We start from the raw sequence: 20,855 nt of genomic DNA, 5'->3' as shown, positions 1-20,855 counted from the left end.
CCGGCCGTGGGTGTGTCGCGCCTGCAAGGGGGTGGATTTCTGTACCGACAGGCAGCACCATGCCGGCACCGCACGCGCTACTCGCGCGTAACAAGGTAAGGGGGAACCGATGCTGACGGCCCGACAGGCCTTGGCCGCGCTCCTGACGCTCTGCCTGGCGTCGCTCGCGGCGCCCGCCGCCGCCCGTGCCTCCGACCGGGCCCCGGCTCCCGCCGCCGCCCGTGCCTCCGACCGGGCCCCGGCTCCCGCCGCTGACCGGGCATCACCGCGCAGCCCGGTGGTCCTCGTGCACGGGTACAACGCCGACCCGGGTGTCTGGGGGTCCCTCCGTGCCGATCTGCGTGCCGACGGCTACACCGATGCGGAGCTCTTCTCTTTCGGCTACGACACCCACCAGTCCGTCAACGAGGTGCTCGCCGGGCGGCTCGGCGCCTATGTCGAGCAGGTCCGCCGGGAGACCGGCGCCGCCAGGGTCGACATCGTGGCGCACTCCTTCGGTTCGCTGGTCAGCCGCTGGTACGTCAGGTTCGGCGGGGGCACGGCCACCGTGGACCACTGGGTCTCGCTGGCCGGCCCCAACCGCGGTACCTCCACCGCGTGGGCCTGCGCCCTGTGGGACCAGGCCTGCCGCGACATGACCCCCGGGTCGTACGTGGTGAGGCGCCTGGGCGACGGGGACCCCACCCCGGGCACCGTGAAGTACGCGACCTTCTGGTCGCACTGCGACGAGGTGATCAACCCCGACGACAGCGTGCCGCTGGAGGGGGCCGCCAACACGCCGGTCGGCTGCCTGAAGCACAACGACCTGCTCGGCGACGACAGCACCTCGGCCGGAGTGCGGGCCTTCCTCGCCTCGTAGGCGTCGAGCCGAGGTGCGGCGAACGGCGCCGGCCGCCCGCCGGACCGCGGCCGGGCCCGCCCCCGATCCGCCGGACAGGGCCTACTGGGACGTCCGGGGGCCGACGCGCTGGAGCAGGCCGTGGGTGAACTCCGCCACGCACGCCCGTCCCTGCGCGGTGAAGGCGAGGCGCCAGCGGGTCGGCGCGGTTCCCTCCATCGGCCGCACCGGCGCGAAGGCCCGCGCCACCTCGTCCACGGTCGCCGACCAGGGCAGCAGGTCGTCCGGTGACCGGAGTACGGGCCCCCGCGCCCCCGGGGCCCGCACCAGCCACTCGTTCCACACCGCCCCGTCCGGCGCGGCCAGCACCTCGAAGCGCAAGTCCGGCCAGAGCGGCAGCAGCCACAGCAGGGCCTCGCACTCCAGGTCGCCGATCGTGCGGCGCCCGGCGGACTCCGGCGGCCCGAGCACCGAGCGGTACCGGGCCAGCGCTCCGCGGGAGCGCGGCGAGCGCACCATCGCCTGCCAGTGCCTGTTCGCCTCCCGCTGGTCCGCGAGCGAGGCGCCCAGCCGGCGGCGGGCCTCGTCGGCGAGGTCGGGCTGGAAGTCGGCCATCCGCCGCAACAGCACCAACTGGAACGCGTTCGACCCGAAGGGTGTCATGGGGGGAACGATTCCACACAGGATCCTTACCGTCGCGGGAACCGGCTGCCGCCGTGCGGCGCGTAGCCTGCGGGCGTCATGAACCCTTGCCGCGCCTGCCGGAGGCACCTCAACGGCGCGCTGGCGTGCGCCGGCTGCGGAACGCCCGCCGCCGGGGCGCGTGCCGCCGCCGCACCGTGCTCACCCCCCGCTCCGACCCTGTCGGGCCCGCCGCCGACCACCGTCGGGCGGGGGCCCTCCGTCCTGGCGTCCGGAACGGGCACGCCCTGGCAGGGCGCCACCAGCGCCACCGGAGCCACCGAGGCGCCGCTCCCGGTCCCGCCGCCCGCGCCCGAGCCGACCAGGAGCTGTGTGTTCTGGATCTTCTGTTCGTGATCCGCGGTATGTGATCCCGCGTCCGGGACCGGCCCGATCAGGCCAGCATCCGCTTGAGCAGGTCCCGCAGTACGGCTCGCTCGGCCGGGGACAGGCCGGCCAGCGGCTCGCGCGCGAAGTCCAGCGATTCGCGCAGCCGCTCCGCCGTCCGCAGCCCCTCTTCGGTGGGGGCGGCCAGCTTGACCCGCCGGTCGGCGGGGTCGGGGCGGCGCTCCACCAGGCCGCGGCCCTCCAGCCGGTCGATGATGCCCGTCACGTTCGAGGGCTCGCACCGGAGCTTCTGCGCGATGCGGCGCATGGGCGTCGGTTCCAGGGAGAGCAGGTTGAGCACCTTGGCCTGGGCGCCGGTCAGCTGATGGCTGGCGGCCGCGTGCTCGTATTCCATGTGGTACCGGCTCACGACGTCACCGATGAGTTCGACGACCTCGACGGTCACTGGGTCTACACGACGACTGGGCATGGATCCAGCGTACCCGTTTACTTGACAACATGAAATATCCAGGCGCATGGTTGTTTCACCTAGTGAAGCAATTCGTTCTGACCAGGAGCGCCGCAATGTCTGAGATTCCCGCCGTGAGCCGCGAGTGGCACCTCGTCCGTCGCCCCCAGGGCTGGCCCGTCGCCGAGGACTTCGCCCTGCGTGAGGTGCCTGTCGACGCCGAGCCCGCCGCCGGCCGGATCCTCGTCCGCAACCTGCACATGTCCGTAGACCCCTACATGCGCGGCCGGATGAACGACGTGAAGTCCTACATTCCGCCCTTCCAGCTCGACCGCCCGATGGACGGCGGCGCGGTCGGCGAGGTCGTCGCCTCCGGCGCCGAGGGCTTCGCCGTCGGCGACCACGTCCTGCACGGCCTGGGGTGGCGCGAGTACGCGGAGCTCGACGCGGAGCACGCCACCAAGATCGACGCCTCCCTCGCCCCGCTCTCCGCCTACCTCGGCGTCCTCGGCATGCCGGGCCTGACCGCCTACGCCGGGCTCTTCGAGGTCGCTTCCTTCGCCGAGGGCGACTCCGTCTTCGTCTCCGGTGCCGCGGGCGCGGTCGGCGGCCTCGTCGGCCAGTTCGCGAAGATCAGGGGCGCGTCCCGGGTGATCGGCTCCGCCGGCTCGGACGAGAAGGTGACGCTCCTCACGGAGAAGTACGGCTTCGACGCCGCCTTCAACTACAAGAACGGCCCCGTCGCCGAGCAGCTGCGCGCCGCCGCCCCCGAAGGCGTCGACGTCTACTTCGACAACGTCGGCGGCGACCACCTGGAGGCCGCCATCTCCTCCATGAACGTGAACGGCCGCGCCACTCTGTGCGGCGCGATCGCCCACTACAACGACACCGAGGCCGCCCCCGGCCCGCGCAACCTGATGCAGGTCATCGGCAAGCGGCTGCGGCTCCAGGGCATCCTCGTCAACGACCACGCCGGACTCCAGCAGCAGTTCGTCCAGGACGTGGCCGGCTGGCTGCGCTCCGGTGAGCTGCGCTACGACGAGACCGTCGTCGAGGGCGTCGAGAACGCCGCCGCGGCCTTCCTCGGCATGCTCCGCGGAGAGAACACCGGAAAGATGATCGTTTCCTTCACCGGCTAGGCTCACCCCACGACCGTCGTGACCGTGGGCGCGAGTCGCGGCGATTACCAGGAGGAACATTCTTCATGTCCATCCAGCAGTCCGACGTCGCGTACACCGCCGTGGCCACCGCCGAGAACGGCCGTGACGGTCGCGTCGCCACCAACGACGGCCAGCTCGACGTCGTCGTGAACCCGCCCAAGGAGCTCGGTGGCTCCGGTGCCGGCACCAACCCGGAGCAGCTCTTCGCCGCCGGCTACAGCGCCTGCTTCCAGGGCGCCCTCGGCGTCGTCGCCAAGAACGTGAACGCCGACATCTCGGGCTCCACGGTCACCGCCGAGGTCGGCATCGGCAAGAACGACGAGGGCTTCGGCCTGATCGTCAAGATCTCCGCCGTGATCCCGAACGTGGACGCCGCCACCGCCAAGGAGCTCATCGAGAAGGCCCACCAGGTCTGCCCCTACTCCAAGGCCACCCGCGGCAACATCACCGTCGAGCTCGCCGTCTGATCCGGCAGCCGCACCCTGAAGGCCGCACCCCGATCGGGGTGCGGCCTTCGCCGTAGACTGACGCCATGCACGATCTTGCGGGGGGCTTCCGGTATCTGCTGTCCGGACAGCGATGGGTGTTGCGGCACGGCCGGTGGCTGGGCTTCGGTCTGCTGCCCGGGCTCGTCTCCTTCGCCCTCTACCTCGGCGCCCTCGTCGGGCTCGGCTACGGCGCCGACGACCTGACCGCCTGGGCGACCCACTTCGCCGACGACTGGTCCGCCCCGTGGCTCGGCCTCTTCCGCGGCTTCCTCACCGCCCTGCTGTTCTGCCTCGGGCTCTTCCTCGCGGTGATCACCTTCACCGCCGTCACCCTGCTGATCGGCCAGCCCTTCTACGAGTCGCTCTCGGAGCAGGTCGACCGCAGCGAGGGCGGCGACGTCCCGCAGTCCGGCCTCCCGCTCTGGCGGGAGCTGTGGATCTCGGCTCGGGACAGTGTGAAGGTCCTCGGGCGGGTGGCGTTGTACGGCATTCTGCTCTTCGCCCTCGGCTTCGTCCCGGTGATCGGCCAGACGGTCGTCCCGGTACTCGGGTTCTGCGTCTCCGGTTACTTCCTGACCCAGGAGCTCACCTCCGTGGCCCTCCAGCGCCGCACGATGGAGCTGCCCGAGCGGCTGGTGCTGCTGCGTTCGCGGCGGCTGCTGGCGCTGGGCTTCGGAGTGCCGCTGGTGCTGGCGTTCCTGGTGCCGCTCGTCGCGGTGCTCCTGATGCCGGGCGCGGTGGCGGGGGCCACGCTGATGGCCCGCGACCTGACGCGCACCGACAAGACCCCCGCCGCCGAGGCCGCACCGGCCGGCTTCGGACCGCCGCCGCCGGCGTTCCCGTAACCACCGCGTCGCCGGTTCCTACCGCTCCTTCAGCAGCAGCAGGGCCCCCGCCGCGTCCTCCCCGCCGTGGGGTACTCCCTGACCGCGCTCGGCCAGGACCTGAATGCGGCCCTGGAACCGCTCGGCGCCTGGGGTGCCCGGCACCTGCTGCCGGACCCGGCGTAGCGGGCCGGTGATCGGCCACCCACCCCCGCCCGCCCGGGGCGGGCCCGTAGGATGCAGGGCAGCAAGTGCCAAGGCTGTCTCTCACTGCCCTTGAGTTCGCCCCGGTTCGGAGCTTCGGCGGGGGGCCGGAGTCGTGCAGCGGCTTGCGGAGCCACGACCGGCCACCGGGCCGAGGACCGACCAGCAGTAGGGATACAGAGCAGTGACAGTCAGTACCGAGGGCCCGGCGACCGTGCTGCCCCCGGGCGGACCGGCCGCGCCCGCCCGCTCGATACCGGCCGCCCGGCGGGGCGTCGGCTCACGCGGTGGGCTCCTGCTCATCGAGGCACTCGTCGCGTTCGCCGCGGCGCTGGTGCTCCCGCTGCTCGCCCGCGGCTTCAAGCTCAACCCCCTGGACCGAATCGCGCAGGTCAGCGGCCTCGCCGCGATCCAGCTGCGGTTCGCTCTCCTCGGTCTGGTCTTCGTGGGCGCGGTGGCACTGGCCGTGCGGCTGCGCAAGGGCCGGCACTTCGACCTCGCCACCCGGTTCGCCTCCGCCGCCCTCGCCGGTCTGGCCAGCGGCTTCGTCGCCGCCGGTGCCGTCGTCGCCCTCCACGGGACGCCCTGGCCGATGTTCGGCCTCAACGGCGACAGCGGCCGCATCGTCGAGTGGGCCCAGGCCGTGGCCAACGGCCGCCCCTCCGGTTCCCCCGTGTACCCGCCGGCCCCGCTCTACACCCTCGGCTACTACGCCGAGTGGTTCCGCGGCGGCAACACCGCATACGCCTTCAAGGACCTCCAGATCCTCGGCGCCGCGGCCTTCGGACCGCTGGTCTACCTGTGCTGGCGCATGCTGCTCGGCCCGCTCCGGGCCCTCGCCTTCGGCGTGGCCCCCGCCTTCGCGCTGATCGACGCCTACAAGCCCTATAGCCAGACCGTCCTCGTCGTACTGGTCCCGGTCCTCGTGGCGATGGTGGTCTCGCTCAGCCGCAGCGGCACCCAGGGCTGGCGGCCGCTCCTGCTCAAGGGCGCCGGCTTCGGCGCGCTGCTCGGCGTCATGTTCCTCACCTACTCGGGCTGGTTCCTGTGGAGCGCGGCGGGCGTGCTGTTCGCCGCGCTGCTGTACTTCCCGTGGAGGGAGGGCCGGCTCGGCCGGATCAAGGGCGTGGCCTTCCTCGGCGCCAGCCTGGCGGCGTTCCTCGTGGTCGCCGGCCGCTACCTCATGGTCATGCTGACCGAGGGGCAGACCACCAAGGACTACAACTTCCGGTTCGACAACTTCACCGACCCGGCGTACTACCTGATGTGGCGCACGGACATGCCCGGCAAGGTCGGCGAGTGGCCGCTGCCCGGCGAGTACGGTGGCGTCGGACTGTTCGCCCTGGTCACCTTCGTCGGCCTCGGCGCCGCGATCTGGCTGGGCATCCGCAAGCCGATGGTGGTCACCATCGCCGCCATGTTCATCAGCGCGTGGGTGATGCGCATGTACATCGCCTCGCACATGTACGAGACGCAGACCGTCCAGCTCTACACCCGCACGAACAACCAGCTGCTCTACTGTGGGCTGCTGCTGTGCGCGCTGGTGGTCCACCTGGTCTCGCTGCGGATGGCCGCGCGCCGGTCGCTGCCCGGAGCGCAATCGGAGCCCGCGCACACCACGCCACCCGGGGCGGGCACCGGCTTCCCCGCGCGCGAGGGCGCAGTGATCGGGGCCCTGTGCGCCCTGCTGCTGCTCCTCGGCACCGTCTCCTCCTCGATGGCCGACCGCTACATGCCGGTCAAGGAGAACACGTACCGGATCCTGCCCTGGGTGTCGCACACCATCACGGAACAGGACGGCAGCTGCCCGAAGTACGCGCCCGGCGGGACGTGTTCCAAGGACGGCGACCAGAGCTGGCTCGGCTTCATCCGATGACTTCCAGGAGACCGATGACCTCCGCCCTGACGCGGCTGGCCGACTGGTCGGCCAGGACGCCCAAGCGGCTCTGGCTACTCTCGTTCGCGCTGTTCTTCACCCTCACGGGCTCGTGGGCGGCCGCCAGCCCCCTGGGCAGCTCCCCCGACGAGCACGCCCACTTCATCCGCGCCGCCGCCGTGGCCAGGGGCCAGATCGGCGGAACCGAGGTGATGGTCCCGCACACGGTGGCCGGCATCGAGGGGCACTTCGCCGAGACCGGGGTGCAGCTCCCGGAGTGGTACCGCCAGCTGCCCACGGTGCACGAGTGCTACTCGTGGCGGGAGGCACAGCCCGCGTCCTGCGCGCCGCCGCTCGGCACCTCCGAGAAGACGGCGCAGGCCACCACGGCCGCAGGCCGCTACCACCCCGGCTACTACCTGGTGACCGGCTGGCCGAGCCTGCTCATCGACGGCCCCAAGGGGCTGTATCTCATGCGCTTCATGTCGGCGCTGCTCTGCTCGGCGCTGCTGGCCAGTGCCGTGGTCACGGCCGCCGAATGGCGGCGGCGCTCGCTGGCGATGCTGGGCGTGTTCGCCGCGGCCACGCCCATGACGCTCTACATGTCCGGCATGGTCAACCCCAGCGGGGGCGAGATCGCCGCCGGGATCCTGGTGTGGACGGCCCTGCTGTCGATCGTCCTGTCGCCGGACCCCGCGCGGCTGAACCGCAGACTGGCCCGGCTCGGCATCGGCGGCCTGGTGCTGATCAACATCCGGCCACTCGGACTGATCTGGTTCGGCGGGGCGGTCGTCTTCTGCCTGTTCCTGACACAGCGGCGCGGACTGCTGGGCCAGGTGCTGCGCCGCAAGGCCCTGTGGCTCTGGACCGCCCTGCTGGGCCTGGCGACGGCGGGCGCCCTGCTCTGGGCGGCGAGGCACCCCGACAACTCGAAGATCGACATTCCCGACTCGCTGACCACGGGCGTCGCCGCGAAGAAGACCCTCGGCAATACCGAGGTCTACATCAAGCAGATGCTTGGCTTCTTCGGCTGGCTGGACACCCCTGCCCCGGCCCTCATGTACCTGGTGTGGATGGCCGTGCTCGCCACCGTCGTCGTGCTGGCACTCGTCCACGGCCGCGCACGCGAGGTCGTGGCGATGCTCGGCATGCTGGCCGCCGTCGTGATGGTGCCGGTGGTCGCGCAGGCCTCGCAGGCAGAGCGGATCGGCATGGTGTGGCAGGGCCGCTACCTGCTGCCCTTCGCCGTCGGCCTGCCGCTGATGGCCGTGGCCGTCTGTGCCACGCGCGCTCCCGACCGGGGCCTGCCGTGGCGGCGCCTGGTGGGCCTGTCCGTCGCCGCCCTCGCACTGGCCGACCTGGCCGCCTTCTACTGGACGCTGCGCCGGTTCGCCGTCGGCACCAAGGGGTCGTGGGTGGCCACCTCGGCGCACTGGGCCCCGCCCGGCGGCTGGGTCCTGTGGACCTGCGTGTACGCGGTGGCGGCCTTCGCCGTGCTGCTGCCCGCCCTGCTGCCCGACCGCGGGGCCGCGGCGCTGCCGGACCTCGACGCCCCGCGTCCGGACCGTCGCCGGCCCGTGCCCGAGCCGGCCTGACCCACCCTCTGAACCGCCCCGACCGGTGCCCCCGTCGGACCGCTGGGACGATCGGGGCGCTCACCACCGGGGCCGTGCGGTCATCCGCTTCGGCCGGCCGCGTGCCGCCCGGCGCGTACACGGCGGAGCGGCCGCGGCCGGGGCGCGAATGTGCTGCGGCGATCTTCACCGGCTCAGGACGCCCATCCGTCCGCGGCCTCCTTCAGCAGGGTCAGCAGGGCCGCGGCGGCCGGTGAGGGGGCGGCCCCGCGCGGGGTGGCCGCGTAGACCCCGCGGCGTGGGGTGTCGTCCGGGTGCAGCAGCGGGACCAGCGCCAGGTCGGGCCGGACCCGAGGAGGCGGCGAGCGCCGGGACGAGGGTGATGCCGAGCCCGGCCGCGACGAAGCCTTGCTTGGCGATCCAGTCGGCGGCGACGAAGCCGGTACGGGGGCGGAATCCGCCCGCCAGCGCGGAGTGCATGAGGGTCTCCTCGGGGCGGGTGCCGGCGGCGATCCACTCCTCGTCGGCCAGGTCGGCGAGCCGCACCCCGGCCCGGCCGGCCAGTCGGTGGCCGGCCGGCAGGGCCACGTACATCCCCTCGTCGAGCAGGTGGTGCGGGGTGCAGTCCCGGGGCGGCCGCCCGGAGGTCTCGGCGACGACGGCGAGGTCCAGCTCCCCGGTTGCGAGGAGGGCGAGGTGCTTGGCGGACGGCCCCTCGGTACGGGTGACCGTGACGGCGGGGTGGCGGGCCAGGAAAGCCGCCAGCGCACGCGGCAGCAGCGCGGCGTCCGCGGTGGAGAAGGAGCCGATCCGCAGCCGTCCGGCGCCCAGGGTGCGCAGCGCGTCGAGCTCGGCGCGGGCGGTCCGCAGGCGTTCGCCGACGGCCTCGGCGTGCGGGAGCAGGACGCGGCCGGCCTCGGTGAGGCGGACGCCGCGCGGAAGGCGGTCGAAGAGAGCGGCGCCCCACTCGTCCTCCAGGGTCTGGATCTGCCGGGAGACGGCGGACTGGGTGTAGCCCAGGGATCGGGCGGCGGCGGTGAAGGAGGCCAGGCGGGCCACGCGCAGGAAGACCTCGTACAAGCTGTGCGGTGTCGGCATGTCAGCCATGCTAGACATTCGCTTGTCGCATGGATGGCCCGCGCCTAGCGTCGTGGGCATGGACACAACGCACCAGATCGCATTCCTCGGCCTCGGTCACATGGGCGCCCCGATGGCCCGTCACCTGCTGTCCCTGGGCTACGGGCTGACGGTGTGGAACCGGACGCCGCAGAAGGCGTGGCCGCTCGCGCGGGCCGGCGCGCAGTCCGCGGCGACACCCGCCGAGGCCGTCCGCGACGCGGACCTCGTCATCACGATGCTGGCCGATCCGGCGGCGCTGCGGGCCGTGGCGGAGGGCGTGCTCCCCGCCCTGCGCCCCGGGGTCCACTGGATCGACGCCTCGACGGTCGGTCCGGAGGCGGTGGGGGAGCTCGCCGGGCGGCTGCCGGCGGGGGTGACGCTGACCGACGCGCCCGTGATGGGGAGCGTCGACCGGGCGGCGGCGGGGGAGTTGTGGGTCCTGGCGGGCGGTGACCCGTTGCCGGGCCCGGTCCGACAGGTCCTCGAAGCCCTCGGCGAGGTCACCGTGTGCGGCCCGGCCGGTTCCGGCGCGGCACTGAAGCTGGTGCTGATCAACGCGGCGGTCGGCGGGGTGGCCCTGGTGGCCGAGGCGCTGCGGCTGGGCGGGGCCCTGAGGCTGCCGGAGGAACTGGTCCGCGCCCAACTGGCCCGCGGACCGCTGGCGGGCGCGGTGGCCCGGGCCTATGCCGACACCGCGTACTTCCCGGTCGCCCTGGCCGCGAAGGACGTGGCCCTGGCCGCGGCCCACGCGCCGCTGCCGGTCTTGGAGTCGGTGCGCGCCGCGCTGGCGTCGCGCCCGGACCTCGCGGACCGTGACCTCTCCGCCCTGCGCCCCCGGCCGGTGGCGCAGGAGTTCGCCCGCGGTGCGAATCAGCGTGCATAAAATGCCGGTGTGATCTTCATTGTGGTGAAATTCTCCGTCAAGCCCGAATACGTCGACGCGTGGCCCGACAAGGTCGCGCCCTTCACCCGTGCCACCCGCGCCGAACCGGGCAACCTCTGGTTCGAGTGGTCGCGCAGCCTGGAGGAGCCGAACAGCTACGTCCTGGTGGAGGCCTTCCAGGACGACGCCGCCGAAGCGCACGTCAACTCCGCGCACTTCAGCGCCGCGCTGGAGACCATGCGGCCGATGCTGACCCGTACGCCCGAGATCGTCAGCACCACCATCGAGGGGGCGACCGGCTGGAGCGGGATGGGCGAGCTCCTGATCGACTAGTGCGGTGAGGTCGCGGACGCGCCCCGGGCGTCGGGGCCGCCCCGCAGCAGGGTCAGGAAGGCGCGGAAGGCGGCTGGCATGTCCACGGACTCGGGGGCCAGCAGCCACTGGTACTGCAGGCCGTCCATGACCGCCGTCAGCAGCGGGGCCGCCTGCTCCGGGGTGAGCCCCGAGGGCAGGCGGTCGCCGAACTCGGCGCGCAGTACCGCCGCCATCTCCCCGCGGACCTGGGCGTAGCGCTCGGTGAAGAACTCCCGGGCCGGGTGCCCGTCAGTGACGCTCTCGCCCAGCAGTGCCGAGAAGGTCTGCACGATGCCCGGGCGCATCGCGTTGTAGTCCACCAGGGAGGCCAGCAGGTCCAGGCGCCAGGTGTCCGCCGCGGCACGCGAGCCGCCGCCGGTGTCCCAGCGGTCGCGCTCCTCCAGCACGGCGACGAGCAGCGCCTCCTTGGTCGGGAAGTAGTGCAGCAGTCCCTGCTGGGTCAGGCCCACGCGCTCGGCGACCGTGCCCAGGGACGCCCCCCGGTATCCGCGCTCCGCGATCACCTCGACGGCGGCGCGGACGATCTCCCCGCGGCGCTCCTCACTCCTCGCCCTGGCCATGGCCATGGCACCCCTTCCGTCCACTTCCTCGGCGGGACCGTAGGAGGACGGTACGGCATTCTGAAATTACGAAAACATAACGAACCCTACCGCTTGCCAGGTAGCAGGTCCACGATGGGGCTCCGCACAGCGCCGCACCGCGCAACCGCACGCTCTCGACGAGGAGGCACGGCCGTGACCGATGCCGATCAGGTCCGCGATCAGATACGGGACGCCGCCGTGGAGGCGGCGCTCGGCACGCTCGACCTCGACACCAAGACCCTGCTCCTGGCGGGTCAGGACATGTGGTCCCTGCCCGCGATCCCCGCCATCGGGCTTCAGTCCCTGGTCATGTCCGACGGGCCCGTCGGGGTCCGCGGTGTGCGCTGGACGGCCGACGACCCGTCCCTCGCCCTGCCGTCCCCGACATCCCTCGCCGCCGCCTGGGACCCCGAGCTCGCCCGCCGAGCGGGCCGGCTCCTCGCCCAGGAGGCCCGCCGCAAGGGCGTCCACGTCCTGCTCGCGCCCACCGTCAACCTGCACCGCTCGCCGCTGGGCGGCCGGCACTTCGAGTGCTACTCCGAGGACCCGTACCTCACCGGGGCCGTCGGCAGCGGCTATGTCAGCGGCGTCCAGGACGGCGGCGTCGGCACCACCGTCAAACACTTCGTCGGCAACGACGCCGAGACCGAGCGGTTCACCGTCGACAGTGTCATCGCCCCGCGCCCGCTGCGCGAGCTCTACCTGGCGCCCTTCGAGGCCATCGTCGAGGGCGCCCGCCCGTGGGGCGTCATGACCGCCTACAACCAGGTCAACGGCACGACGATGACCGAGCACCGTCACCTGGTGAACGAGGTCCTGCGCGGTGAGTGGGGCTTCGACGGTTGCAACATCTCCGACTGGATGGCCGCCCGCTCCACCACCGGCGACATCACGGGCGGCATGGACGTGGCCATGCCCGGCCCAGCCACCGTCTACGGTCCCGCCCTCGCCGAGGCCGTCCGCGCCGGGGAGGTGCCCGAGTCCGCCGTCGACGACGCCGTGCGCAACGTCCTGCGCCTGGCCGCCCGGGTCGGAGCGCTGGAGGGCGCCCCGGCCGTCGTCGAGACCGCCCCGGCCCCGGTCGACGGACAGGCGCTGGCCCGGGAACTCGCCACCCGCGGTTTCGTCCTCGTGCGCAACGAGGACGGCGCCCTGCCGCTGGACGCCTCCTCCGGGCGCACCGTCGCCCTCCTCGGGGCCGCCGCGCGCGACGCCCGGGTGCTCGGCGGCGGCAGCGCCACCGTCTTCCCCGAACGCGTCGTCTCCCCCCTCGACGGACTGGCCGCGGCCCTCCCGGCGGGGGCCCTGACCTACGCCGTCGGAGCCGACCCCTCCGAGGAACCCACCCCCGCGGACCAGGGATTCGAGCTCGTCGCCGTGTGCCGGGACGCCTCCGGGGCGATCCTCGGCGAGGGCCGCCTGCCCACCGGCCAGGTCCAGTGGATCGGCGACGACCTGCCCGCGGGCGCCACGTACGCGACGATGGCCAGCATCGAGGTCCGCGGCACGTTCGTACCGCGCGAGAGCGGCGAGCACACCTTCGGCACCCGCGGACTCGGCGCCTTCTCCCTCGCGGTGGGCGGCCGGCGGCTCTGGAGCGGCGTTCAGGAGATGGGCGACGAGGCCGACCCCTTCGAGGCCTTCTTTGGGGCGCCCAGCGAGCGGGCCCGCGTCACCCTCGCCGAGGGCGAGCCCGTGGAGGTGTCGCTGACCTACCGGGTCCCCGACATGACCGCCATGCCGCTCAAGGCCGTCATGTTCTCCCTGCTCCACCTCGGCCCGCGGCGCGACCCCGACGAGCTGATCGCCGAGGCGGTGGCGGCCGCCCGCGCCGCCGACACCGCCGTCGTGGTCGTCGCCACCACCGAGCGCGTGGAGTCGGAGGGCTTCGACCGCGGCGACCTCGCCCTCCCGGGCCGCCAGGACGACCTGGTGCGGGCCGTCGCCGCCGCCAACCCCCGCACCGTGGTGGTCGTCAACGCCGGCTCCCCGGTGGAACTCCCGTGGCGCGAGGACGTCGCCGCCGTCCTGCTGACCTGGTTCCCCGGGCAGGAGGGCGGGGCCGCACTGGCCGACGTACTCCTCGGGGAGGCCGAGCCGGGCGGCCGGCTGCCCACCACCTGGCCCGCGCGGCTGGCGGACGCGCCCGTCACCGAGGTCGTCCCCACCGACGGGCGCCTGGAGTACGTCGAGGGCCTGTTCATCGGGTACCGGGCCTACGAGAAGCACGGCGTCGCTCCCGCCTACCCCTTCGGCCACGGCCTCGGCTACACCGACTGGGCGTACGAGTCCCTGGAGGCCACCGCCGACTCCGTACGGGTCCGCGTCACCAACACCGGCTCGCGGCCCGGCCGCGAGGTCGTCCAGGTCTACCTGGCGCCCGTCGCCACCGCCTCCGGTGGCGCGCAGAACACGACGCCGGAGCGTCCGGCGAGCTGGCTCGCCGGCTTCGCGAGCGTCGCAGCGGGCCCCGGCGAGAGCGTCGAGACCGAGATCCCGCTGCCCGCCCGGGCCTTCGAGATCTGGGACGAGGAGGCCCGCGGCTGGCGGCGGATCGGCGGCGCCTACGAGGTCCGCGTGAGCCACGCGCACGGCGACACGCGGCTCACGACGGTGCTCGACATCGCATGACACGCCGGATGGCCGGAAATCACCCCTGAAAGCCGGTCCGGGGGCGGGCCCTGACTCCCGCCCCCGGACCCTGCGCGCACCGGAGGGTCAGCGCGGCGGTTCGGCCGCCGTCACCTGGCGGTGCGCCAGTTCCGCCAGCCGCGCCTGCCCGTCCTTGCCCGGGTGGAACCAGTCCCAGCGACTCAACTGCTCGGCCGCGAAGGGGTACCGGAACACCGCGCCGCCGTCGTAGCGGCACAGGGCGTCCCGGCCGCATACCTCGCGCAGTACCTCGTTGTACTCCACGACCCGTGCCCGCACCTGCTCGCGCCTGGCCGTGGCAGCCGCGGCCGGCGACAGCGGATCGGCGAGCATCGACTGGCAGATGCCCAGCTTCCAGACCTGCCGCACCATCGGGAGGTCCTTGCCCTGCTCCCACAGCCGCTGCAGGTCGGGCACGCTGGAGACGTACACCTGGGTGGCCGGGGACGCGGCCCGCAGCTGTGTCATGGCCTGCTCGAAGCCGGACCGGAACTCCGCCACCGGGGTCATCGACGAAGCAGTGGGCCGGCAGGCGTCGTTCGACCCCACCATCACCGTGACCAGGTCGGGCCTGTGCGCGGCGGCGGAGGTCAGCTGGGCCGGCAAGTCCGCCATGCGCGAGCCGGTCACCGCGTAGTTCCAGCTGCGCTCGGGCACCGCGGCCTCCCCGAGCAGCCGGGCGGCGAGGGAGCGGACGGCGGGGTCGCTGCCGGTGGCCCAGGAGACCTCGGGGCAGTCGGCGAGGACCGAACAGGCGTCGAAACCACGCGTGATGGAGTCCCCCGTGGCTGCGATCGAGGTGGGTGCCGTGTTCCACCGGGGGGCGGACCGCGATCCGCCCTCGCCCGGGTCGGCCGACCCGCCCGACTGGCACCCCGTCAGAGCCCCGGCCAGCACCGCGACCGTCGCGCCCGCGCCCGCGAGGGTGCGGCGCGCGCGGCAGCGTGCTGCGGTCCTGCGCATGGGAACGACCCCTCCTTGTCGCCCCCGTGCCGTCCAGGGGGTCCTGCTGAGTGAAAGCTCTGTGTTTACCGGCCCCGGAGCGACCGTACGTCACACCGGGACCCCTGGCGCACGGTAGCTTTTTCCCGTGGCGTTTCGGCCGCAGGTCCCGTTGCGCAATGTCAAATAATTTCCGTTACATTACATCACGTCACAAACTGTCCGTTTTCTGGAGTTTATTCCCGACCTCGTCCACCACTGGAGGTCCCGGTGACGACACGTGGAGTTCTGTACGTGCATTCCGCACCGCGCGCGCTCTGCCCGCACGTGGAATGGGCCGTAGCGGGCGTGCTCGGGGTGCGGGTGAACCTCGACTGGATCAGGCAGCCCGCCTCCCCGGGCACCTGGAGAGCCGAGTTCTCCTGGCGGGCCGAAGCGGGCACCGCTTCGAAACTCGCCTCCGCGCTGCGCGGCTGGCACCTGCTGCGCTTCGAGGTGACCTCGGAGCCCTGTCCGACCGCCGAGGGCGAGCGCTACAGCTCCACACCGGAGCTCGGCATCTTCCACGCCGTCACCGGCCTGCACGGCGACATCCTGATCCCGGAGGACCGGCTGCGCGCCGCGCTGGCCCGGTCCGTCCGCGGTGAGACCGATCTGGAGGCGGAGATCGCCGAACTGCTCGGCAAGCGGTGGGACGACGAACTGGAACCCTTCCGCCACGCGGGCGAGGGCGCGCCCGTCCGCTGGCTCCACCAGGTGGTCTGACCCCTGCCCCGGCCCCCTGACCCGCTCCGTCCGACGCGAAAGGCCCACCCGGAATCAACCGGGTGGGCCTTTCGCGGTGCTCGGACGGCGAGCACCGCGACCATCGGCCGGCAACCGCCGCGGCGGGCGGCGCCGGCTCGGACGTACTAGACGGTGCGGAACGCCAGGGTGACGTTGTGGCCGCCGAAGCCGAAGGAGTTGTTGATCGCGGAGATCGGGCCGTCGGCCGGCAGCTTGCGCGGCTCGCCCACGACGATGTCCGCGTCGATGTCGTCGTCCAGCGCGTCGACGTTGATCGTCGGCGGAGCGATGCGGTGGTACAGCGCCAGCACGGTGGCCACGGTCTCGATACCGCCGGCGCCGCCCAGCAGGTGACCGGTCATCGACTTGGTCGCGGAGATCGCGATGTGGTCGAGGTCGTCGCCGAGGACCTTGCGCAGGGCCTTGATCTCCGCCGTGTCACCCTGCGGGGTGGACGTGGCGTGCGCATTGACGTGGACCAGCTCGGCCGGGTCGAGACCCGTGTTGTCGAGCAGGTTCTGCACCGCGGCCGCGACGCCGCGGCCGGTCGGCTCCGGCTGCGCGATGTGGTGGCTGTCCGCGGACAGGCCCTGGCCCAGCACCTCGCAGTAGACCCGGGCACCGCGCTTCGCGGCGTGCTCGGCGGACTCCAGGATGACGACGCCCGCGCCCTCGCCCAGGACGAAGCCGTCACGGGCCTTGTCGTAGGGCCGGGAGGCAGTCTGGGGGCTCTCGTTGTTCTTCGACATCGCCATCATGTTGGCGAAGGCGGCGATCGGCAGCGGGTGGATCGCCGCTTCGGTGCCGCCCGCGACGACCACGTCGGCGCGGCCGGTGCGGATCATCTCGACGGCGTAGCCGATGGCCTCGGCGCCGGACGCGCAGGCGCTGACCGGAGTGTGCACGCCCGCCTGGGCGTTGACCTCCAGGCCGACGTTGGCCGACGGGCCGTTCGGCATGAGCATGGGGACCGTGTGCGGGGAGACCCGGCGCACGCCCTTTTCCTTCAGTACGTCGTACTGGTCGAGCAGAGTGGTGACACCGCCGATGCCGGAGGCGATCACGGTGCCCAGGCGGTCGGGCGCGACGGACTCGTCCTCGCCCGCCGGAGCGGTGTAGCCGGCGTCGGCCCACGCCTCGCGGGCCGCGATCACGGCGAACTGCGCCGAGCGGTCCAGCTTGCGGGCCAGCGGCCGGGGCAGGACCTCACTGGGGTCCACGGCTACCGGAGCGGCGATGCGTACCGGGAGTTCGGCGAAGCGCTCGCCCTCCAGGGGCTTGACGCCGGAGCGGCCGGCGAGCAGACCTTCCCAGGTCGAAGCGCTGTCGCCACCCAGCGGAGTGGTTGCGCCGATACCGGTGACGACCACGGTGCGATTGGTCGGGCTCACAGGAATTCTTTCTCCACGTCTCAGAGGGTGCTGAATTGTCACGGCGCCACCGCCGGGTGGCGACAAACGCTCGTCAGGCTCAGGCCTGGTGCTTCAGGATGTAGTCCGCGGCGTCGCCGACCGTCTTGAGGTTCTTGACGTCCTCGTCCGGGATCTTGACGTCGAAGCGCTCTTCGGCGGCGACGACGACCTCGACCATGGACAGGGAGTCGACGTCCAGGTCGTCGGTGAAGGACTTGTCGATCTCGACGTCCTCGACCGGGATGCCCGCGATCTCGTTGACGATCTCGGCGAGGCCCTCGACGATCTCCTGCTGCGTGGCGGCCATGTGGCGCTCCTTCTCTGGGTAACTGGGTAGAAAGACCGGGATGCGGATCCCGGCCCTAGGGGAGGGTAACGACCGTCGCGGCGTAGACGAGCCCCGCCCCGAAGCCGATGACGAGCGCGGTGTCGCCGCTCTTCGCCGCTCCGGTCGCCAGGAGCCGCTCCATGGCGAGCGGGATCGAGGCGGCCGACGTGTTGCCGGTGGTCTCCACGTCACGGGCGACCGTCACGTGCTCCGGCAGCTTCAGAGTCTTCACCATCGAGTCGATGATCCGCATGTTCGCCTGGTGCGGGATGAAGACGTCCAGGTCCTCTGCGGTGATCCCAGCGGCGTCGAGCGCCTGCTGGGCCACCTTGGCCATCTCGAAGACGGCCCAGCGGAAGACCGCCTGGCCCTCCTGCGTGATGGCCGGGAACTTCTCTCCGGCGTCCTTGCCGAGGTACTCGTCCCACGGCACGGTCTGCTTGATCGTCTCCGACTTGTCGCCCTCCGAACCCCACACCGTGGGGCCGATGGCCGGCTCGGCCGAGGGGCCGACGACGACCGCGCCGGCTCCGTCGCCGAACAGGAAGGCCGTCGCGCGGTCCTCCAGGTCCGTGAGGTCCGAGAGCCGCTCCACGCCGATGACGAGGACGTACTCCGCGGAACCCTCCACCACCATGCCCTTGGCAAGGGTCAGGCCGTAGCCGAAGCCGGCACAGCCCGCGGAGATGTCGAAGGCGGCAGGCTTGACCGCGCCGATCCGGTGCGCGATCTCGGTCGCGACGGCCGGGGTCTGCTTGAAGTGCGAGACCGTGGAGACGATCACCGCACCGATCTGCTCGGGTCCGACACCGGCGTCGGCCAGCGCCTTGCCCGCGGCTTCCACCGACATGGCCGAGACGGTCTCCTGGGGCGAGGCCCAGTGCCGGGTTGCGATGCCGGAGCGGGAGCGGATCCACTCGTCGGAGGAGTCGATGGTCTCGAGGATGACCTCGTTGGGCACCACACGGGTCGGGCGGTAGCCGCCGACACCGAGGATGCGGGCGTAGGCGGAGCCCTTGGCCGGCTTGATCTTGGACATGCTGTAGGGGCTCCTTCTCTCAGGCCGTCAGTTCGGCGACCAGCGCCGCGGCCTTCTCGAGATCGTCCGGGGTCTTCAGCGCCACGCTCGGTACGCCCTTCAGCGCGCGCTTGGCCAGACCCGTCAGAGTGCCGCCGGGGGACAGCTCGATGATCCCGGTGACACCCAGCTCGGCGAACGTCTCCATGCACAGGTCCCAGCGGACCGGGTTCGCGACCTGGCCGACCAGTCGGGCGACGACGTCGGCGCCCGTGGTGACGACGAGGCCGTCCTTGTTCGAGACGTACTTCAGGGCCGGGTCGGCCGGGGAGAGCGCCTCGGCGGCCTTCTCCAGCTCGGCGACCGCAGGGGCCATGTGGTGCGTGTGGAAGGCGCCCGCGACCTTGAGGGGAACGACCTTCATGGAACCCTCGGGCTTGTCGGCCTGCAGGGCTTCGATCTGCTCCATCGTGCCGGCGGCCACGATCTGGCCCGCGCCGTTGATGTTGGCCGGGGTCAGGCCGAGCTTCTCAAGGTGTGCGACGACGACGGCGGGTTCCCCGCCGAGCACCGCGGCCATGCCCGTCTCGATGACGGCGGCGGCTTCCGCCATGCCCAGCCCGCGGGTCCGGACGAACGACAGCGCGTCCCTCTCGGGCAGCACGCCGGCGATGGCCGCGGCGGTGATCTCACCGACGCTGTGACCGGCGACGGCGCCGAAGGCCGAGGTCGACCCCAGCGCGGAGGCCGAGAGCAGACCGGCGGCGACCAGCAGGGGCTGGGCGACCGCGGTGTCGCGGATCTCCTCGGCGTCGGCCGTCGTGCCGTATCGGGCGAGGTCCAGGCTGATGGCCTCGGACCACTCGGCGACGCGGTCAGCGGCACCGGGGAGGTCGAGCCAGGGAGTCAAGAAGCCGGGCGTCTGAGCGCCTTGGCCGGGAGCGACGAGTACGAGCACCCTCACACTCTCTCTTGTGGATGGTCCCTGCCGCCCGTGGGGACAGGGACCAAGAACCGTCGGGGTAATTGTTGATGTCCCACAAAAGTCTAGGACTGCGTGTCACCGTCGGCCAGACGCCCCAGAATCAGGGCGATCCGCAGGGTGAACGCCGATCGGACATCGGACGGCGACCAGCCGGTGACGTCGGTCACACGTCGCAGCCGGTAGCGCACCGTATTGGGGTGCACGAACAGCATCCGGGCCGCCCCTTCGAGGCTGCTCGCCTGCTCCAGATAGACGCTCAACGTCTCCAGCAGTGCTGACCCCGCCTCCTCAAGCGGTCTGTAGATCTCCTCCACCAGTTGTTCCCTGGCAGCCGGATCGGAGGCGATCGCGCGTTCCGGCAGGAGATCATCCGCCAGGACCGGCCGCGGAGCGTCCTGCCAACGCCGTACAGGCCTTCAGTCCGGCCGCCGCGGCCTGCGCCGACTTCGTCGCGTTCAGCAGATCGGCGACCACCGGACCGGCCACGACCGGACCCGCCGCGAACGGCCCGATCAGGGACTTCGCCACCTGCATCGGGTTGTCGCTGCCGCCCGCGATGACGACCAGACGGTCTCCGAGCACGCCCGTCAGGACCTGGAGCTTGTGGTGGCGGGCCGCCCGTCTGATCGCCTCGACCGTCAGCTCGCTGTCGCCCTCCGCGGTGCCGAGCACCACGCACACGTGCTCCGGGGAGTTCCAGCCCAGCGCCGCCGCCCGCGACAGCGCGCCCTCGTCGGCCTCGCCGGACAGCACCGCGTTGACGACCAGGGACTCCAGCCGGGCGTCCCACGCGCCGCGTGCCTCGGCGGCCTGTGCATACACCTGGGCCGTCGCGAAGGCGATCTCCCGCGCGTAGACCAGCAGCGCCTCGCGCAGGGTCGACTCGTCGCCGGGGGCGGCCACCTCCTCGATCGCGGCCTCCATGACCTCGATCGTGGTGCGGACCATCTCGACCGTCTGACGCAGGGTGATCGCCCGGGTCAGCTCGCGTGGAGCGGTACCGAAGACGTCGGTGGAGATCGCCTGCGGGGTCTCCGGATGCCGGAACCACTCGGTGAAGGCGGCGATGCCGGCCTGCGCGACCAGACCGATCCACGAGCGGTTCTCGGGTGGCATGGCCCGGTACCACGGCAAGGTCTCGTCCATGCGCGCGATCGCGTTGGCGGCGAGTCGGCCGGAGGACTTCTCCAGGCGGCGCAGGGTCGCGGCGTGCGGATGGGCGGGAGCGGGATGCGCGGCGTGTGTGGCGGGCGAATGCTCACGTTCGGGTTGGGGCACGGGACAAGACTGCCTTATCGGGAAGGCTGCGCCGAGTCCGGTCCCGTGTCCGGGC

General features: G+C 72.3%; 19 protein-coding genes and 1 pseudogene. 10 read left to right on the top strand and 10 right to left on the bottom strand.

The window, feature by feature from the left end; translation table 11 throughout:
• The first annotated feature begins 109 nt into the window (after positions 1 to 109).
• Positions 110 to 859 (top strand): esterase/lipase family protein, encoded by a 750-nt coding sequence (locus R4Z63_RS09995; RefSeq protein ID WP_384448716.1) that lies wholly within the window; start codon positions 110 to 112, stop codon positions 857 to 859.
• An 81-nt stretch (positions 860 to 940) separates the two neighbouring features.
• On the opposite strand, the gene R4Z63_RS09990 is transcribed toward R4Z63_RS09995, so the two are convergent.
• Both R4Z63_RS09990 and R4Z63_RS09985 read right to left on the bottom strand, forming a co-directional pair.
• Positions 941 to 1,501 carry a hypothetical protein gene (locus R4Z63_RS09990; RefSeq protein ID WP_384448713.1) on the bottom strand — a complete coding sequence of 187 codons (561 nt, stop codon included), beginning with the start codon at positions 1,499 to 1,501 and terminating at the stop codon, positions 941 to 943.
• A 412-nt stretch (positions 1,502 to 1,913) separates the two neighbouring features.
• Positions 1,914 to 2,336, bottom strand: a complete 423-nt coding sequence (locus R4Z63_RS09985) for a MarR family winged helix-turn-helix transcriptional regulator (protein ID WP_037923966.1) — start codon at positions 2,334 to 2,336, stop codon at positions 1,914 to 1,916.
• Positions 2,337 to 2,431: 95 nt separating this feature from the next.
• Here R4Z63_RS09985 and R4Z63_RS09980 point away from each other — a divergent pair, with 95 nt between their 5' ends.
• The 5 genes from R4Z63_RS09980 to R4Z63_RS09960 all read left to right on the top strand — a co-directional run bounded on the left by R4Z63_RS09980 (position 2,432) and on the right by R4Z63_RS09960 (position 8,462).
• Complete coding sequence (locus R4Z63_RS09980; RefSeq protein WP_384448708.1) at positions 2,432 to 3,454, top strand: NADP-dependent oxidoreductase; 1,023 nt, start codon at positions 2,432 to 2,434, stop codon at positions 3,452 to 3,454.
• 65 nt (positions 3,455 to 3,519) lie between these two features.
• Positions 3,520 to 3,942 carry an organic hydroperoxide resistance protein gene (locus R4Z63_RS09975; RefSeq protein ID WP_037923971.1) on the top strand — a complete coding sequence of 141 codons (423 nt, stop codon included), beginning with the start codon at positions 3,520 to 3,522 and terminating at the stop codon, positions 3,940 to 3,942.
• A 65-nt stretch (positions 3,943 to 4,007) separates the two neighbouring features.
• Positions 4,008 to 4,808, top strand: a complete 801-nt coding sequence (locus R4Z63_RS09970; protein ID WP_384448705.1) for an EI24 domain-containing protein — start codon at positions 4,008 to 4,010, stop codon at positions 4,806 to 4,808.
• Between the two features lie 367 nt (positions 4,809 to 5,175).
• Positions 5,176 to 6,867 carry a hypothetical protein gene (locus tag R4Z63_RS09965; RefSeq protein WP_384448702.1) on the top strand — a complete coding sequence of 564 codons (1,692 nt, stop codon included), beginning with the start codon at positions 5,176 to 5,178 and terminating at the stop codon, positions 6,865 to 6,867.
• Positions 6,868 to 6,881: 14 nt separating this feature from the next.
• On the top strand, positions 6,882 to 8,462 hold the full coding sequence (locus tag R4Z63_RS09960; protein WP_384448699.1) for a DUF2142 domain-containing protein: 1,581 nt from the start codon (positions 6,882 to 6,884) through the stop codon (positions 8,460 to 8,462).
• A 165-nt stretch (positions 8,463 to 8,627) separates the two neighbouring features.
• On the opposite strand, the gene R4Z63_RS09955 is transcribed toward R4Z63_RS09960, so the two are convergent.
• On the bottom strand, positions 8,628 to 9,539 hold the full coding sequence (locus R4Z63_RS09955; RefSeq protein WP_491522530.1) for a LysR family transcriptional regulator: 912 nt from the start codon (positions 9,537 to 9,539) through the stop codon (positions 8,628 to 8,630).
• 58 nt (positions 9,540 to 9,597) lie between these two features.
• Between R4Z63_RS09955 and R4Z63_RS09950 the strand changes: the two genes are divergently transcribed.
• Together R4Z63_RS09950 and R4Z63_RS09945 are read left to right on the top strand one after the other, a co-directional pair.
• Positions 9,598 to 10,443: an NAD(P)-dependent oxidoreductase gene (locus tag R4Z63_RS09950; protein ID WP_384448693.1), complete on the top strand. Its 846-nt coding sequence runs from the start codon at positions 9,598 to 9,600 to the stop codon at positions 10,441 to 10,443.
• A gap of 9 nt (positions 10,444 to 10,452) precedes the next feature.
• A complete protein-coding gene (locus R4Z63_RS09945) occupies positions 10,453 to 10,776 on the top strand; it encodes a putative quinol monooxygenase (RefSeq protein WP_037923987.1) in 324 nt (107 codons plus the stop codon).
• Here the strand turns inward: R4Z63_RS09945 and R4Z63_RS09940 are convergent.
• On the bottom strand, positions 10,773 to 11,378 hold the full coding sequence (locus R4Z63_RS09940; RefSeq protein ID WP_384448820.1) for a TetR/AcrR family transcriptional regulator: 606 nt from the start codon (positions 11,376 to 11,378) through the stop codon (positions 10,773 to 10,775). The two genes, R4Z63_RS09945 and R4Z63_RS09940, sit on opposite strands and share 4 nt — an antisense overlap.
• A 174-nt stretch (positions 11,379 to 11,552) precedes the next feature.
• Between R4Z63_RS09940 and R4Z63_RS09935 the strand changes: the two genes are divergently transcribed.
• Positions 11,553 to 14,030 (top strand): beta-glucosidase family protein, encoded by a 2,478-nt coding sequence (locus R4Z63_RS09935; RefSeq protein ID WP_384448690.1) that lies wholly within the window; start codon positions 11,553 to 11,555, stop codon positions 14,028 to 14,030.
• 87 nt (positions 14,031 to 14,117) lie between these two features.
• On the opposite strand, the gene R4Z63_RS09930 is transcribed toward R4Z63_RS09935, so the two are convergent.
• Positions 14,118 to 15,014, bottom strand: a complete 897-nt coding sequence (locus R4Z63_RS09930) for an SGNH/GDSL hydrolase family protein (RefSeq protein WP_384448687.1) — start codon at positions 15,012 to 15,014, stop codon at positions 14,118 to 14,120.
• 249 nt (positions 15,015 to 15,263) lie between these two features.
• Between R4Z63_RS09930 and R4Z63_RS09925 the strand changes: the two genes are divergently transcribed.
• Positions 15,264 to 15,758: a DUF3145 domain-containing protein gene (locus R4Z63_RS09925; protein ID WP_037923994.1), complete on the top strand. Its 495-nt coding sequence runs from the start codon at positions 15,264 to 15,266 to the stop codon at positions 15,756 to 15,758.
• 146 nt (positions 15,759 to 15,904) lie between these two features.
• On the opposite strand, the gene fabF is transcribed toward R4Z63_RS09925, so the two are convergent.
• The 5 genes and pseudogenes from fabF to R4Z63_RS09900 all read right to left on the bottom strand — a co-directional run bounded on the left by fabF (position 15,905) and on the right by R4Z63_RS09900 (position 20,800).
• Complete coding sequence (fabF, locus tag R4Z63_RS09920) at positions 15,905 to 17,170, bottom strand: beta-ketoacyl-ACP synthase II (protein WP_037923996.1); 1,266 nt, start codon at positions 17,168 to 17,170, stop codon at positions 15,905 to 15,907.
• Positions 17,171 to 17,249: 79 nt separating this feature from the next.
• A complete protein-coding gene (locus R4Z63_RS09915; protein ID WP_030657054.1) occupies positions 17,250 to 17,498 on the bottom strand; it encodes an acyl carrier protein in 249 nt (82 codons plus the stop codon).
• Positions 17,499 to 17,553: 55 nt separating this feature from the next.
• A complete protein-coding gene (locus R4Z63_RS09910; protein ID WP_384448682.1) occupies positions 17,554 to 18,558 on the bottom strand; it encodes a ketoacyl-ACP synthase III in 1,005 nt (334 codons plus the stop codon).
• A 19-nt stretch (positions 18,559 to 18,577) separates the two neighbouring features.
• A complete protein-coding gene (locus R4Z63_RS09905; RefSeq protein WP_384448679.1) occupies positions 18,578 to 19,495 on the bottom strand; it encodes an ACP S-malonyltransferase in 918 nt (305 codons plus the stop codon).
• An 89-nt stretch (positions 19,496 to 19,584) separates the two neighbouring features.
• Positions 19,585 to 20,800: pseudogene (locus R4Z63_RS09900) on the bottom strand (PucR family transcriptional regulator).
• Positions 20,801 to 20,855: the final 55 nt, after the last annotated feature.

Source organism: Streptomyces sp. PL-29, assembly GCF_058344425.1.
This window is presented reverse-complemented; position numbering and strand designations above follow the sequence as displayed.

What these genes read in the sequence shown, in the direction of transcription:
- R4Z63_RS09995 (WP_384448716.1), top strand. Translation starts at nt 110, where the DNA reads ATGCTGACGGCCCGACAGGCCTTGGCCGCGCTCCTGACGCTCTGCCTG.
- R4Z63_RS09990 (WP_384448713.1), bottom strand. Translation starts at nt 1,501, where the DNA reads ATGACACCCTTCGGGTCGAACGCGTTCCAGTTGGTGCTGTTGCGGCGG.
- R4Z63_RS09985 (WP_037923966.1), bottom strand. Translation starts at nt 2,336, where the DNA reads ATGCCCAGTCGTCGTGTAGACCCAGTGACCGTCGAGGTCGTCGAACTC.
- R4Z63_RS09980 (WP_384448708.1), top strand. Translation starts at nt 2,432, where the DNA reads ATGTCTGAGATTCCCGCCGTGAGCCGCGAGTGGCACCTCGTCCGTCGC.
- R4Z63_RS09975 (WP_037923971.1), top strand. Translation starts at nt 3,520, where the DNA reads ATGTCCATCCAGCAGTCCGACGTCGCGTACACCGCCGTGGCCACCGCC.
- R4Z63_RS09970 (WP_384448705.1), top strand. Translation starts at nt 4,008, where the DNA reads ATGCACGATCTTGCGGGGGGCTTCCGGTATCTGCTGTCCGGACAGCGA.
- R4Z63_RS09960 (WP_384448699.1), top strand. Translation starts at nt 6,882, where the DNA reads ATGACCTCCGCCCTGACGCGGCTGGCCGACTGGTCGGCCAGGACGCCC.
- R4Z63_RS09955 (WP_491522530.1), bottom strand. Translation starts at nt 9,539, where the DNA reads ATGCCGACACCGCACAGCTTGTACGAGGTCTTCCTGCGCGTGGCCCGC.
- R4Z63_RS09950 (WP_384448693.1), top strand. Translation starts at nt 9,598, where the DNA reads ATGGACACAACGCACCAGATCGCATTCCTCGGCCTCGGTCACATGGGC.
- R4Z63_RS09940 (WP_384448820.1), bottom strand. Translation starts at nt 11,378, where the DNA reads ATGGCCAGGGCGAGGAGTGAGGAGCGCCGCGGGGAGATCGTCCGCGCC.
- R4Z63_RS09930 (WP_384448687.1), bottom strand. Translation starts at nt 15,014, where the DNA reads ATGCGCAGGACCGCAGCACGCTGCCGCGCGCGCCGCACCCTCGCGGGC.
- R4Z63_RS09915 (WP_030657054.1), bottom strand. Translation starts at nt 17,498, where the DNA reads ATGGCCGCCACGCAGCAGGAGATCGTCGAGGGCCTCGCCGAGATCGTC.
- R4Z63_RS09910 (WP_384448682.1), bottom strand. Translation starts at nt 18,558, where the DNA reads ATGTCCAAGATCAAGCCGGCCAAGGGCTCCGCCTACGCCCGCATCCTC.